Origin of the sequence: Dactylosporangium sp. NPDC051484 (assembly GCF_040689395.1) — a bacterium.
In the GTDB taxonomy this organism is placed as follows: domain Bacteria; phylum Actinomycetota; class Actinomycetes; order Mycobacteriales; family Micromonosporaceae; genus Dactylosporangium.
Genome location: NZ_JBFAZX010000029.1, coordinates 21,484 through 35,438 on the forward strand (window position 1 = coordinate 21,484; position 13,955 = coordinate 35,438).

Sequence of the window (13,955 nt, forward strand, 5' to 3'; positions counted from 1 at the left end):
TCAATACCTTAGCCGGGTGTACCGGGTGCGGCTACTCGGTGCGCAGCGCCCGGGCGGTGCTGGTACGGGCCGCCCAGCCGGCCGGCAGCAGCGCGCCGGCGAGGGCGATCACCAGGCCGCCGAGGGCGAGCGGGACGAGCAGCGCCACGTCGTACACCCGCAGGATGTGCGGCGGGAACCGCGTCCCGGCCGCGTGGCCCATCCGCGGCAGGACCCAGTCGTGCAGGACGATCCCGGCCGGCACCCCGACCAGGCCGGCCAGCAGGCCGATGCCCGCGACGGAGGTCAGCACCATCGCGACGGTCTGCCGCGGTGCCATGCCCAGCGCCTTGAACACGCCGAGTTCGTGCACGCGTTCGCGGGTGTCGAGCACGACGGTGTTGAGCACGCCGAGGCCGGCGACCGCCACCAGCAGCAGTGTGAGGGTGCCGGCAAGGGTGTCGATCGCCACCACGGTGCCGCTGATCTCGCCGGCGTTGACCTCCGCGTGGCCGCCCTTGTCCTCGATGATCGCGTTGAGGGCGGAGGTGTAGGCCTTGAGGTCGGTGCCGTCGGCGAGGTCGACGTGGTACACGCCGCCGCCCCTGGTGTCCGTGAGGTTCAGGCCCGCCACGGAGCGCACGTCGGTGATGACCCGCCGCCCGTCGGAGCTGAGGTCGAGGACCTCGCCGACGATCCGGACGGTCGCGGTGCGCCCCTCGCTGCGCAGCGTGAGCGTGTCGCCGATCTTCACGCCGGCCGCGTCGAGGAAGGCGCTGGGCACGACCGCCTCGCCCGGCCCGGCGAACCAGCGGCCCGCGATGATCTCGTACGTGCCCCAGGAGGCGTCGCCGTCGAACGTGACGACCTCTGTCATGCCGGTGATGCCGGCGACGGTTACCTCGCCGACGCGGCTGACGAAGTACCGCGCGGTGCCGGGCTGGGCCTTGACCGCCGCCTCGACCGCGGCCGGGTCCGGCGTCGGCGGGGCCGGCGCGCCCGGCCGGCTGATGCGCGCCTCCTGAACGCCTGCTAGGTAGATCATGACGTCGCCGGCGTCGCGGCGGTTCAGCGCGCTCTGCACGCCGCCGACCGACAGGGCCAGGCCGGTGCCGAACGTGACGCCGAGCGCGCCGAGCGCCACCGCGGCCGCGATGGTCGCCGAGCGGCCGGGCCGGGTGAACGGGTTGGCCAGGCCCAGGCTCATCGGGCGGGGCAGCGGCAGCCGGCCGAGCAGGTGCCGCGCGGCGCCGGCCCGCGACGCACCATGGCCGGCGGACGGGGTGCGGCCGACGGCGAGCGCGGCGACGGTGCGCAGCCGGCCGGCCCGCAGCGCGGGGACGAACGCGGTGGCCGCGACGGCGGCGAGCGCGGCGAGGGGCACGACGGCCGACACCCACCAGTCGAGGGTGGCGGCGCCGGTGCCGAACGCGTCGCCCTCCTCCCGCAGGACCGGGATCGCGGCCAGGTTGCCCAGCGGGATGCCGATCAGGGCACCGATCGTGGCCGGGATGAGGGCCTGGCCGACATAGGCGCGGGCGACCTGCGCCGGGGTGTACCCGAGCGCCTTGAGGATGCCGATGCGCCGGGTGGCGGAGCTGACCGCGCCGCTGACCACGATGCCGATGATGAGCACCGACATGGCCAGGCCGAGCGCGCCGAAGGCGACGACGAACGGCGCGAACGTGGCCGCGACGTGCTCGGCGTCGGTCTTGACCCGCAGGTAGGACGCGGCGCCCAGCAGGGCGCCCGGCGGTATCGCCGCCTCGATGACGGCCCGGCCGGCGTTGACGTCGGCGTCGGTGGCGGCGTTGGTGAAGCGGTACAGCATCTGGAAGCCGCCGCCGCCCGGCGCGGTGAGCGCCGCGACGGTGGCCGGGGACGCCCAGATCTGGCCGGTACGGCCGACGGAGCGGGCGTGGCCGACGACCTTCAGCTTCGGCGCGCCCGGCGCGCCGGGAAACGCGAACTCGTCGCCGATCTCGAAGGGGAAGTCGTCGGCGGCCCAGACCATCTCCCCCGGCCCGGTGGCCCACCGCCCGGCGGTCAGCTCCAGCCGGTCGACGTCGCCGCCCGGGCCGGGCCGCCCGACGATCGTCACCGGCGGCAGGTCGATGCCGGCCGGCGGGCCGGACGGGTGGGCGGTGGCGGTGCGCGGGCGCAGGTCGACGGTCGGGAACGGCCCGGCGGCGGCGGTCACCCCGGCGGCGTGCGCGGTGGCGGACAGCTGTTCGGCGGTCACCTTGCCTGCGTCGAACTGCGCGGCCAGGTGCGCGCCGTGCTGACGGGAGAACGCCCGCGCGAACGGCTCCGAGGAGGCGACGAGCAGCCCGACGGCGAGGACGGACGCGGTCACGGCGAGCAGGGTGGTCAGGGTCATCACGACGGTCTGCACCCGGCGCCGCCCGACGCCCGAGCGGACCACCCGCCCCAGACCCCCCGTCACGCGGACACCGCCGTGCTCGGCGCGAGGCGACCGTCGACCAGGCAGATGGTGCGGGTCGCGCACGCCTCGGCCAGGGCCAGGTCGTGGGTCACCAGCAGCAGCGTCTGGCCGTCGCGGTTGAGGTCGGTGAGCAGCCTGCGGACCTCCTGCCCGGACGCGGTGTCCAGCGCCCCGGTGGGCTCGTCGGCCAGCAGCAGCGGCGGCCGGTTCATCAGCGCCCGGGCGACCGCGACCCGCTGCCGCTCGCCGCCGGAGAGCCGGCCGGGCAACGCCTTGCCGTGGCGCGCGACCCCGAGGTACGACAGCAGCTCGTCGGCCCGTCGCAGGGCGTTGCGCCGCGGTACCCCGCACAGCTGCGCCGGCAGCAGCACGTTGTCGAGCACCGTGAGGTCGTCGAGCAGGTTGAAGAACTGGAAGACCATGCCGATGCGGCGGCGCCGGTACCGGGCGCAGGCCGCCTCGCCGAGCCGGTCGACCCGCACCCCGTCGACGGTCACGGTGCCGCTGGTCGGCCGGTCCAGCCCGGCGACGAGGTTGAGCAGCGTCGACTTGCCGCTGCCGGACGGGCCGAGGACGGCCAGCGCCTCACCGGCGCGCACCCGCAGGGTGAGGCCGTCCAGCGCCGCGGTCCCGCCGTCGTAGCGCTTGGTCACGTCGTCGAATTCGATCAGTACGCCTGTTTCTGTCATGGTTGTGGACGCTAGGCGCGCGGCGCGGCGCGGGACGTCGGCCGCGGTGGCGGTTTCGCGTCGCCCGCGCTGCGGAGGCCCGGCGGCGTCATCATTGCGATGTACGCACCGATCGGGACGCGCCGCCGCGGGCCCGTCGGCCAGACTGTGCGGGTGAGGGTTCGGGAGGCGATCGCGCGTGGCTGGCGGGCCGCGGTGGCCTGGCTGCGGGTGGAGACGCCGAGCCAGCCCCGGCTGACCGCGTGGGCGTGGGCGGCGGACATCATCCTGGCGCTGCTGCTGGCGGCGGGCGCGATCAACGCCACGACCGAGCCGCACTACGCGGGCGGCGACGTGCCACTGCGCATCCAGTTCAGCGTGCAACGCCCCGAACCGCCGATCCAGGGGGCTCCCCCGGCGCCGGTCCCGTTCGACCCGTACGACCCGGCGGACCCGTACGGATTCCAGCGGCTCGCGCCGCGTGACGACGAGCAGGGCCCGGCCCGCCCGCTGCTCGTCGTCGCCGCGCTCACCGCGCTGCCGCTGGCCACCCGCCGCCGGTACCCCCTGGCGTCGTTCCTGGTCATCGCGGTGTGCGCGATGCGGATCTACCGCCTCGACACCGATCCGACCTGGACCGTGGTCGCCTCCGTCGTGGCCGCCTACAGCGCGCCGATGTACAGCCGGTACCGCAACCTGGCCCTCGCCAGCGTCGTCCTCGCCGCCGCGCTCGTGGTCGGCTTCAACCGCGACAACCTGCCCGGCCTGCCGTCCGGCCTGGTGACGTTCCTGCTGCTGTCGTCGGTCGGCCTGGCCGCCAACGCGATCCACACCTGGCGGCAGCGGGCCCGCACCCTGCAGCGGGAGCAGGAGGCCGCGACCCGCCTGGCGGTGGACCGCGAGCGGGCCCGGCTGGCCCGCGAGCTGCACGACGTGGTCACGCACAACGTGAGCGTGATGGTCGTGCAGGCCGGCGCGGCCCGCAAGGTGATGGACACCTCGCCGGACATGGCGAAGGAGGCCCTGCTGGCGGTGGAGGCCGGCGGCCGGGCCGCGATGACCGAGCTGCGGCAGGCGATCGGCCTGCTCACGCTCGACAACGACGGCACCGACCTGGCGCCGCAGCCGGGCCTGGACCAGCTGCCGGACCTCGTCGCGCGGGTGCGCGAGACCGGTGTACCCGTCGAGCTGACGGTGCCGCCCGGCCGCTCGGCGGGGACGGTGCCGCCGGGTGTGGGCCTGGCCGCCTACCGGGTGGTGCAGGAGGCGCTGACCAACGCGGTGAAGCACGCCGCCGGGTCGAGCGTGCGGGTCACCGTGTCGGCCGCCGGTGGCGTGCTGCGGGTCGAGGTCCTCGACGACGGCGGCGCCACGGCGGGCGGGCACGGCAGCGGGCGCGGGTTGATCGGGCTGCGGGAGCGGCTCGCGGTGTACGGCGGCACGCTCACCGCCGGCCCGCGCCCGACGGGTGGCTTCCGCGTGGTCGCGCAGATCCCGCTGACCGAGAACACCGAGAGGGATGACACGTGACCGCACTGCTGCGGGTCGTGATCGCCGATGACCAGACGCTGGTGCGCACCGGGTTCCGGATGATCCTCACCGCCGACGGGATCGAGGTCGTCGCCGAGGCCGCCAACGGCGTCGAGGCCGTCGAGGCGGTGCGGCGCACGCTGCCCGACGTCGTGCTCATGGACGTGCGCATGCCGGAGATGGACGGCCTCGAGGCGACCCGCCGCATCCTGACCGGCCCCGCCGACGCCGCCGGCACCGCGCCACGGGTCGTCATCCTCACGACCTTCGACCTGGACCGGTACGTGTACGCGGCGCTGTCGGCCGGGGCCAGCGGCTTCCTGCTCAAGGACGTCAGCCCCGAGCAGCTCGTGGCGGCCGTGCGGCTGGTGCGGGCCGGCGACGCGCTGCTGGCGCCGGCGATCACGCGGCGGCTCATCGAGCGGTACGCCTCCCGGGACGCCCGGACGGCCACGCTGCACCGGGACCTCTCGACGCTGACGCCGCGGGAGGTGGAGGTGCTGACGTTGCTCGCGCGCGGCCTGAGCAACGCCGAACTGGCCGAGAGCCTGCACCTCAGTGACGCGACGGTGAAGACCCACGTGGCGCGGATCCTCTCCAAGCTGCGGCTGCGCGACCGGGCGCAGGCGATCGTCGTGGCCTACGAAACGGGCCTGGTCACGCCGGGCTCGGCGGGCCCGTAGCGCCGCGGCGGGCCAGGGGGCCCGGCCGTCCCGCTCGGCGGCGGCCGGCGGCGCGAGCAGCCGGCGGCCGCAGGGCAGGTGGCGCCCGGCTACTGCGCCGCGATCTGGATGAGGTTGCCGCAGGTGTCGTCGAAGACGGCGGTGGTGACCGGCCCCATCGCGGTCGGCGGCTGGGTGAACACGACGCCGGCCGCGACGAGCCGCTCGTACTCCTTGTGCACGTCGTCGACCGCGAACGACGTCCACGGGATGCCGTCGGCGACGAGCGCCTCCCTGAACGGCCTCACGGCCGGATGGCCGGCCGGCTCGAACACGAGCTCGACCCCGTCGGGCTGCTCGGGCGACACGACGGTCAGCCAGCTCACGCCCGCACCGAGCGGGATGTCGGTCTTCTTCACGAACCCGAGCACCTCCGTGTAGAAGCGCAGGGCCTTGGCCTGGTCGTCGACGAACACACTCGCCAAGTTGATCTTCATCGGGGCTCCTTCGGGCGCCAGCGGTCGACGATGGCCTCCAGCGGGCCGGCGTCGATGTGGTGGAACTTGTATCGCCCCTCGCGCCGGGTCCGCAGCAGACCGGCCGCCTCAAGGATCTCCAGGTGCTGTGAGATCGCCTGCCGGGACGAGGTGATCGCGTGCTTCATGGCCAGCCGGCCGCACAGCTCGAACAACGTCTGACCGTCACGCTCGGTCAGCTCGTCGAGGATCGTGCGCCGGGTCGCGTCGGCGAGCGCCCGGAAGACGTCACCGTCCGCCACGCGGTACAGCATATGCAAGTAATGGCTTGCCTATCAAGCCCGGCCACCGCCGGCGTCAGCGTTGCGCCGGCGCCTGGCGCGGAAGGGCCGGCTGCTCGCCGGCCCGGATCGGGATGGTGGCGAGCAGGGACGTGCCGCCGTCCGGCGGGCTCGTCACGACCATGTGCCCGCCCAGGGTCTCGACGCGGTCCCAGAGACCGGTGAGTCCGCAACCCCGGGCCGGGTCGGCGCCGCCGACGCCGTCGTCGCGGATGGCGAGCCGGAACGTGTCGGGCCGCATGGTGACCTCGACCCGCACCACCGACGCGCCCGAGTGCCTGGCCGCGTTCGTCAGCGATTCCGACACGACGTAGTACGCGGCGATCTCGACCGGCGCCGGCGGGCGGCCGGCGGAACCGTCGACGTGCAGTTCGACCGGAATCGCGGATCGGCGGGCGAGCATCTTAATCGCCGGCACCAGGCCACCGGTGCCGAGGACCGCCGGATGGATGCCCCGCGCCAGTTCCCGCAGGTCCGTGGCGACCTCGGTGAGGCTCGTCGCCGCGCGCGCCATCTGCGCCCGCAGCTGCTCGGGCGGCATCTCGGTCTCCTCGGCCGCGCGCAGTTCCAGGCTGATCGCGATGAGGTGCTGCTGCGCGCCGTCGTGCAGGTCACGTTCGATGCGCTGGCGTGTCTCGTCGGCGGCGGTGGCGATGCGGGCGCGGGACGCGATGAGCTGGGTACGGTTGTCGGCGTTGGCGATGGCGGTGGCGGTGAGGTCGGTGAAGTCCGTGATGCGCGCCTCCGCGTCCTGCGGCAGGGGTTCGGGCCGGGCGGAGGTGACGATGATGGTGCCCCACAGCCGGCCCTCGACGAGGATCGGCACCGCGACCGCCGAGTCGATGCCCAGCGCGCGCCTGCGCGTGCTGCCGGGGTCGGCGCCGCAGCGCGAGTCGGCCCGCACGGCGCGGCCCGTGCGCCGCACGAGCTCGGCGACGCTGCCGGTCTCGAGCTTGCCGTTCTCGTACGGCGCCGTGGCCGGCCCGCGGCTGCCGGCGAGCGCCATCAGGCCGGGCTGGTTGGTCGAGACGATCGTGACCGTGTCGTCGGCCTCGTAGTGCAGCAAGGTCGTGTGGCGGTCGTCCAGGAGCCGGCTGACTTCCGCGGTGACCGCGTGGAAGACCTCGGCCGGGCTGACGGCACGCGCGACGAGGGTCGCCACCCGCCGCAGTGCGGCCTGCTGGGTCGCGAGCGCCTGGAGTTCCTCCCCTCGCGCGGCGAGCGTGCTGAGCATCGCGGCGCGCTCGCGTGCGGCGTACAGCAGCGATGCCAGCGGCGGGACCACGCGCTGCCGCAGGCGGTCCACCTGCCGGTGCGGCAGACCGGCGGGCACGCGCAGCTCTCCCAGCAGGGTGCTGTCGTGCTCGAGGGGAAACACGGTCTGCCCGGCATCCGCGTGAGCGGCCTGGCCGGCGCCGCCCCCGCCGGGGACCACCGGCTTGGCCTCGATCGCCGCCATGGGCAGGTCGAACGCGCTGCTGATCTGCTGGGCCACCGCGGGCAGGACCGAGTCGACGTCGTTGTTGTCGTCGAGCAGCAGGCGGGCCATGTCGGCGGTGAGATCGGACTCCTGCAGCCGTGCGGCCCGCATGCGGGACTGGTCCGCCAGCGCCCCGGCCACCGCCGCCACGGCGATGAAGACCACGATCGACGTCACGTCCCGCACGTCGGAGTCGACGAGGTTGCCGATGGGATGGACGTAGAAGAGGACGAACATGCCGACGCTCGCCAGCGCCGTGGCCACCCCGAGCCACCACCCCCAGACGATCGAGACCACCACGACGCCGAGAAGGTAGATCACGCTCGGCGTGGTCTCCTTCGTGAACGCGTGCAACGGGTAGCTGAGCAGAGTCTCCAGCGCCAGGAACAGCAGAGCGACCGAGATCCCCAACCATTTGGACGGGGGCGTCGGCCGCACCAGGATCGATAACGGACTCACGCGCATGTCGCCACTTTAGTCCGGTTATGTACCACCCCGGGCCACACCGCCGTCACCCATCGGCGACGGCCGACTCCTACGTGCGCCCATCCTCCAGGGCGCCTTGGATCGTCTGCGCCGACAGCTCCGCCTTGTCCACGAAGGCGACGGCGGGACTGTCCTGGAGCAGATCCATCATCTCGTCCTTGTCGTGGCTGGAGATCAGGATGACCTGGACCGCCCACCGGCGGGCCTGGACGCTCGCCTCGATGCGTTCGGCCAGCGCGAACCCGCTCTCCGCACCCAGGTAGACGTCCACGAGGACGACATCCGGCCGGAGGGAGTCCACCCCGGCCATGGCCTGGGCGCCGTCCTGCGCCACTCCCACGACGATGATCCCTTGACTGGTCAAAGCGCGCTCGGCCGCCGCGAGAAACGCGGTCGAGTCGTCCACTATGAGACACCGGATGCCCATCGAACCCAGCCTCCCGGCCGAACCGGCAAGAGGCTCCCGCAAACACCAGACGAAACCTCCGGCCAACCGTAACGCGTGCGCAACGACGGACGCATTCCCGCCCGGCGGCGCAGCACGCCACCCACCGCCGGCGCTTGGTGTCACATCTGGGTGGGGCCGCCTGACGCTGGGTCGGCCGCCTTGGTCAGATGTCGCTCGTCGAGCCCGGCAATGCCATGTTTCCCGCGCCGGGCGGTCCTAATCCGCGTCATCGGGCGAGGCCCGCGGTGGACCGGCGGTCGCGATAGGCTGGCGCGATAAAGTGGGCAGGGGCGTCGTGTCTTGACGCGAGGTGGATGGGCGGTCGCTGATGCGGGCGCGCCTGATGGCGCTGATCCTGAGCCCGAAGCCGCCACCGTTTGCGCTCGGGCTGCTGGTCGCCGCGGTGCTCATCACCGTGGAGACGGTGCTGCTGTTCGCCCTGCGGCCGGGGACGCCGGAGGGCGCCCGAAGCGTGGTGTACCTGTGCGGGGTGCTGATCATCTCCAGCCTGTGGGGCCCCGGCCTCGGCATCCTCACCTCCGTGCTCAGCGCCCTCGCCTTCAACTACTTCCACATTCGCCCCTACTGGACGTTCGAGCTCGTTCCGCGGCGGGATCTGCTCAGCGTCACGGTCTTCATCGGGGCCGGGCTGCTGACCAGCTTCCTCGCGGACCTGGCCCGGGCCCGCGCCGCGGAGGCGACACAGCGGCAGCAGGAGGCCGACCTCGCCGCCGAGCTGGCCCGCTTGATGCTGCGCGCCGGTGACCTGCGCTCGGTCCTGGCTCCGGCGGCCCGGCGCATCGCGGAGGTGTTCGCGCTGCGGTCCGCGGCTATCGAGCTCGGGGCGGTCACCGAGGACGACGGGCGGGCCGCGTTGCCGCTGTGGGATCACCAGACCCGGCTGGGCACCCTGCTGGTCCCGGCCGCGCTCCCCGAAGGCACACTCGAGCGCCTGCGGCAACGGCTGGTTCCGTCGCTGGAGTCGCTGCTGCGCGCGGCAGTCGACCGTGAGGCGATCACCGACTCGCTGCGGGCCAGCCGTGAGGAGGCCACCTCGCTGATGGAGGAACAGTCGGCGTTGCGCCGGGTGGCCACCCTGGTCGCGCAGGGTTCCCCGCCGACCGAGGTGTTCGGTGCGGTGGCCGAGGAACTGCGTCAGATCTGCGGCCTGCGCAACACCGCGCTCATCCGGTACGAACAGGACGGCACGGGCACGCTCGTCTCGGGCCGCTACGAGCCCGGCGCCATCGAGATACCGCCCGGGACACGCCTCCTGCTCGACGGGGACTGTCTCTCGGGGATCATCAAGCGCACCGGAAGCTCGGCCCGCGTGAGCTACGTCAACGCCGCAGGCCCCACCGCCGCGATGGTCCGCGAGATGGGCATCCGTTCCGGGATCGCCGCCCCGGTCATGGTCGAGGGTCGCCTCTGGGGCGCCAGCCTCGTCACGACCAGGTCGCCCGCGCCGATATCGCAGGACGCCATGGCGCGCCTGGTCGACTTCACCAAGCTGCTCGCGACGGCGATCGCCAACGCCGACAGCCGGGCCCAGCTGACCGCCTCCCGCGCCCGCATCGTCGCCGCCGCGGACAACACCCGCCGCCAGCTCGAGCGTGACCTGCACGACGGCACGCAGCAACGGCTCATCTCGCTCGCCCTCCACCTGCGCTGGGTGGAGGCGTCGGTGGTGCCACCCGGCCACGACACGATCAGGAGGGAGCTGGCACTCGCCGCGAACGGCCTGACCGACGCCTGCAACGACCTGCGGGAGATCTCCCGGGGCCTGCATCCGGCGATCCTGTCCAAGGGCGGGCTGGGCCCGGCGCTGAAGGCGCTCGCCCGCCGCAGCCCGATTCCGGTCGAGCTCACCGTGCACATCGACCAGCGGCTGCCCGAGCGGGTCGAGGTCACCACGTACTACATCGTGTCCGAGGCGCTCACGAACGCCGCCAAGCACGCCCAGGCGACGATGGTGCGCGTCGACGCCGAGGCCCGGGACGCGGTCCTCGGGCTGCGCATCCACGACGACGGCGTCGGGGGAGCCGACACCGGCAGCGGTACCGGACTGATCGGCCTGCAGGACCGCACCGAGGCGCTCGGCGGCAGGCTGGAGGTCGTGAGCCCGATCGGCGACGGCACGACGCTCAGGGTCAGGATTCCGATCGACGCGATGGACCCGGGCGACGCGGCCTGAGCGACCACCCGGTTTCGCCGGGCGCTTCGCGGGGTATGCCGCCCTGACCCGGCCGCGGGCGCGGCGCCTGCCGCGCTGACGCCCGTCCCCGGCTCGCGCCGGCCCGGCGGACGTCAGCGCTGCGGTGATGGGGTCGAGTCACTCAGCGTGGCCAGCGCGGCCGGGATGGCATCGGCGACCCGGTCGAGGTCCGGCACGGCGCGATGGTCGGCGTGCAGTCCGATGTGGACGGAATCCCGGTACGTCGAAACCGCGATGGCGAGCTCCTGTCCGTGGGCCAGCGGCGCGATGGGGTACACGTGCTGCAGCGGGCCCCCGGCGAGCGCCATCGGTCGTGAGGGGATCGGCACGCTGGTGATCGTCGTGTCGAACAGCAACGGGCCGGCACGGCGCAGCAGCGGGATGGTGAGGTGCTGCGCCACGGCCGGAAGCCGGTCGGCCAGCACCGGAAACGCTCCTGGGCCGCGGGCGAATCCGGCGGCCTTGTTGCGGTCCATCGCCGCGCGGATGTCGTGCAGGACGCTGAGCGGGCCATCGCGGTGGACCGGCAGGTCACACAGGTATCCGGACAGGACGTTGCGCCGGCGCGGCTCCGCGTGGCGGCTGCGCTGGCTGACGGGAATGAACGCCCGGACGTTCAGGGCCTGCGGCGAGCGGCCGTTGGCCAGCGCCCAGCGTTGCAGGGCGCCGGTGATGACGGCGAGCAGGACGTCGTGCTCGGTGCCGCCGTGCCGTTTGCGTACCTGCCTGACGTCATGGGCGTCGAGCCGGGCGATGACGAGCCGGCGCGCCGTGGCCGGCTGGTCCGTCGGCGCCGCGGGGTCGCGGGGCCGGCCGTCGCCCTTGGTGAGCAGCGACGGCAGTGCGCCCAGGCGCGTGTGGGACAGCACCGAGGCGGCGATGCTCACGCTGTTGGATGCCAGTCCGAGCGCGCGGGGAAGGTGCATGGCGTCCTGCGCCAGCCCGGTGAGGGCGCGCGCCGTCCGGGTCGCCCGCTCGGCGGCCGGCAGCGCGATCGGCGGGATGAACGGCACCAGGAAGGACGGGACCGCCTGGTCCTGCTCGGGCTGGCCGGGCTGGCGGTCGGCGAACCCGTCGAGAAGACGAAGACCGAGCTCGACCGTACGAAGGCCGTCGGCCATGGCGTGATGCAGCTTGATCAACACGGCGAACCGGCCGTCGGGCAGCCCGGTCAGCAGGTGCAGTTGCCACAGGGGCCGGTTCAGGTCGAGGGGCTCGGCCATCAGCTCGCCGGCCAGCGCCGTCATCGCGTCCGGGTCCGGATCGCGCTCGTCCGGGTGCAGCTCGTGCAGGTGCAGATGCCGGGCCAGGTCGAACCCCTTGTCGGGGGTCCACGCCGCACCGCCGGGCGGCAGCCACGTGGTGCGGATGCGCTGGCGCAGCGCCGGTATCCGCATGAGGCGCTCGGCGAGCACCGCGACGAGTTCGGCGGCCGCGATCGGTTCCCGTGGAGCGAACACCGCGAGTGCGCCCAGATGCATCGGCGCGCCCGGCGATTCCAGGCGCAGGAATGCCGTATCAAGGCAGGTCAAACGCTCGTCATGCACCGACAGCCTCTCTCCTGACGATGTTGGCCGCGGCGCCCCCGCGTCTCGCAGGCATGACGCACGCGGTACCAATGTCGCAACTCGTCGCGTCCCGTCCGGCGCGGGCGCCCGAACCTCACCCGGCACCGGCCTCGAATCACCCAGGGCGAACGATGACAACACCGAGCCGCCGGCCGGGCCACGCCCGCCGTCCGTACCCTCGTGCCGCCCTCGTATCCGTGCCCGGCGTGGGTAGTGGCGTGAACACTGTCCGCCGCGACCGTCGAAGTGTGTTCGCCCGATTACGCCCTGTTCGCGGGTTATGTCACATCTTCCCGCCGGTCGCCGCACGGCCCCAGAACGGCGCGGGTAGGGTCGCTGGCGGCGATCGGCTCGCGGAGGGAGTGGCGGAATGTGGCGGACGGCGGCGCGACGCATCGGTGGGACGGTGCTCACTCCCGGTGCGCCCGACTCGTCACACGTGTCCCAGGCACGGGTGCGTCCCGAATTCCGCAAGACCATGGTCTTCGTGGCGATCGCGCTGGCCGCGCTGATCACCGGCCACGAGATCGGCGGCGTGCACGCCCCCTCGACCCGGGTCCGGCTCATCGCCTACGGCTGCGCGGCACTCGTCGCCGCCTTCGGCGTGGCCGCGAGTCGTACGACCGCGCGGGAGGTGCAACGCATCGCGGTGGCGCGGGCCGGTGACGTCGCCGGCACACCGCTGCGGCTGGTGGTGCTGCTCGGCGGATACCTGATCACCGCGATCACGGTGTGCGACCTGGTCGGCCTCCAGCTCAGGCAGCTGCTGGTCGGCGGCGCGATCACCGGCATCATCCTCGGCCTGGCCGCCCAGCCGGTGCTGAGCAACCTGTTCGCCGGGCTCGTGCTGCTGTTCGCCCGGCCGTATGTGCCGGGCCAGCAGGTCCGCGTGATGTCCGGCGCGATCAACGGTCCGCACGTCGGCGTCATCGTCTCGGCCGGCCTGCTATACACCAAGCTGGAAACCGCCGACGGGCCGCTGAACATCCCGAATGCGTCCCTGCTCGCCGCGGCGGTCGGCCCGTCGCTCACCCAGCCGGAGCCGGCCGAGCAGGACACCTTCGCGGCGGCGCCCTCCGAGGACGGCGCCGCCCTGGCCACGGTCATCGCGGCCGCCGAGTCCGGCTTGAACGCCGGCGAGCAGAACGGCCGCGTCGGCGAGCGCAAGTAGACCGCCGGCGGCCGGGGACGAGGCGAGGGACCGGCAGATGATCAGTGGTCCTGCGGCTGGGCACGAGGTGCTGCCGCACACGGCCGACCTGATGCTCACGGCGTGGGCGCCGACGGCCGAGGAGTGCATCGAGGAGGCGGTACGCGCGCTCGTCGCCTGCTTCGCCGACGTGCGCGCGGCCTGCCCCTCCCGGCCGGTCGGATTCGCCTGCGCCCCGGCGCCCGGGGACGAGCTGCTGGTGCGGGTGCTGGAGGAGGTCGTCTACCTGCTCGACACCCAGGACGTGGTGCCGGTCCGCGTGGCCCTGGCCCGGACGGCGCAGGGTGGCCTGGTCGGTGACTTCGACGTCGCCGCACGCGAGGACGTCTCGCTGGCAGGCCCGCTGCCGAAGGCCGTCACCCGGCACGCGCTGCACTTCGCGCGGCACGGCACGCTGTGGCGCTGCCGGGTCGTCATCGACGTGTGACCCGCAGGCCGCCATAACC

At 73.6% G+C, this 13,955-nt stretch carries 12 protein-coding genes; 5 read left to right on the forward strand and 7 right to left on the reverse strand.

What is annotated here, in order from left to right; all coding sequences use genetic code 11:
• Positions 1-31: 31 nt before the first annotated feature.
• Together AB0367_RS31685 and AB0367_RS31690 are read right to left on the reverse strand one after the other, a co-directional pair.
• A complete protein-coding gene (locus AB0367_RS31685; protein WP_366230149.1) occupies positions 32-2,425 on the reverse strand; it encodes an FtsX-like permease family protein in 2,394 nt (797 codons plus the stop codon).
• A complete protein-coding gene (locus AB0367_RS31690) occupies positions 2,422-3,114 on the reverse strand; it encodes an ABC transporter ATP-binding protein (protein WP_366230150.1) in 693 nt (230 codons plus the stop codon). The genes AB0367_RS31685 and AB0367_RS31690 overlap by 4 nt, the downstream gene beginning before the upstream one ends.
• 153 nt (positions 3,115-3,267) lie before the next feature.
• On the opposite strand from AB0367_RS31690, the gene AB0367_RS31695 reads away from it, so the two are divergent.
• Together AB0367_RS31695 and AB0367_RS31700 are read left to right on the forward strand one after the other, a co-directional pair.
• Positions 3,268-4,623, forward strand: coding sequence for a sensor histidine kinase (locus AB0367_RS31695; protein ID WP_366230151.1), 1,356 nt, complete (start codon positions 3,268-3,270; stop codon positions 4,621-4,623).
• Positions 4,620-5,306: a response regulator transcription factor gene (locus AB0367_RS31700; RefSeq protein ID WP_366230152.1), complete on the forward strand. Its 687-nt coding sequence runs from the start codon at positions 4,620-4,622 to the stop codon at positions 5,304-5,306. The genes AB0367_RS31695 and AB0367_RS31700 overlap by 4 nt, the downstream gene beginning before the upstream one ends.
• Positions 5,307-5,395: 89 nt before the next feature.
• On the opposite strand, the gene AB0367_RS31705 is transcribed toward AB0367_RS31700, so the two are convergent.
• From AB0367_RS31705 to AB0367_RS31720, 4 genes are all read right to left on the reverse strand, one after another.
• A complete protein-coding gene (locus AB0367_RS31705) occupies positions 5,396-5,782 on the reverse strand; it encodes a VOC family protein (protein ID WP_366230153.1) in 387 nt (128 codons plus the stop codon).
• On the reverse strand, positions 5,779-6,063 hold the full coding sequence (locus AB0367_RS31710) for a metalloregulator ArsR/SmtB family transcription factor (protein ID WP_366230154.1): 285 nt from the start codon (positions 6,061-6,063) through the stop codon (positions 5,779-5,781). Before AB0367_RS31710 ends, AB0367_RS31705 begins: the two co-directional genes overlap by 4 nt.
• Before the next feature lie 55 nt (positions 6,064-6,118).
• Positions 6,119-8,047: a DUF4118 domain-containing protein gene (locus AB0367_RS31715; protein WP_366230155.1), complete on the reverse strand. Its 1,929-nt coding sequence runs from the start codon at positions 8,045-8,047 to the stop codon at positions 6,119-6,121.
• A gap of 70 nt (positions 8,048-8,117) precedes the next feature.
• Positions 8,118-8,474 (reverse strand): response regulator, encoded by a 357-nt coding sequence (locus AB0367_RS31720; protein ID WP_366230156.1) that lies wholly within the window; start codon positions 8,472-8,474, stop codon positions 8,118-8,120.
• A 370-nt stretch (positions 8,475-8,844) separates the two neighbouring features.
• Here AB0367_RS31720 and AB0367_RS31725 point away from each other — a divergent pair, with 370 nt between their 5' ends.
• Positions 8,845-10,710, forward strand: coding sequence for a DUF4118 domain-containing protein (locus AB0367_RS31725; protein ID WP_366230157.1), 1,866 nt, complete (start codon positions 8,845-8,847; stop codon positions 10,708-10,710).
• Positions 10,711-10,823: 113 nt separating this feature from the next.
• On the opposite strand, the gene AB0367_RS31730 is transcribed toward AB0367_RS31725, so the two are convergent.
• The gene (locus AB0367_RS31730) at positions 10,824-12,278 is read right to left on the reverse strand and encodes a wax ester/triacylglycerol synthase family O-acyltransferase (RefSeq protein WP_366230158.1); all 1,455 of its coding nucleotides are present in this window, start codon (positions 12,276-12,278) and stop codon (positions 10,824-10,826) included.
• A gap of 427 nt (positions 12,279-12,705) precedes the next feature.
• On the opposite strand from AB0367_RS31730, the gene AB0367_RS31735 reads away from it, so the two are divergent.
• Both AB0367_RS31735 and AB0367_RS31740 read left to right on the forward strand, forming a co-directional pair.
• Positions 12,706-13,470: a mechanosensitive ion channel family protein gene (locus tag AB0367_RS31735; protein ID WP_366230159.1), complete on the forward strand. Its 765-nt coding sequence runs from the start codon at positions 12,706-12,708 to the stop codon at positions 13,468-13,470.
• A 37-nt stretch (positions 13,471-13,507) separates the two neighbouring features.
• Positions 13,508-13,936 (forward strand): archease, encoded by a 429-nt coding sequence (locus AB0367_RS31740; RefSeq protein ID WP_366230160.1) that lies wholly within the window; start codon positions 13,508-13,510, stop codon positions 13,934-13,936.
• Positions 13,937-13,955 lie beyond the last annotated feature (19 nt).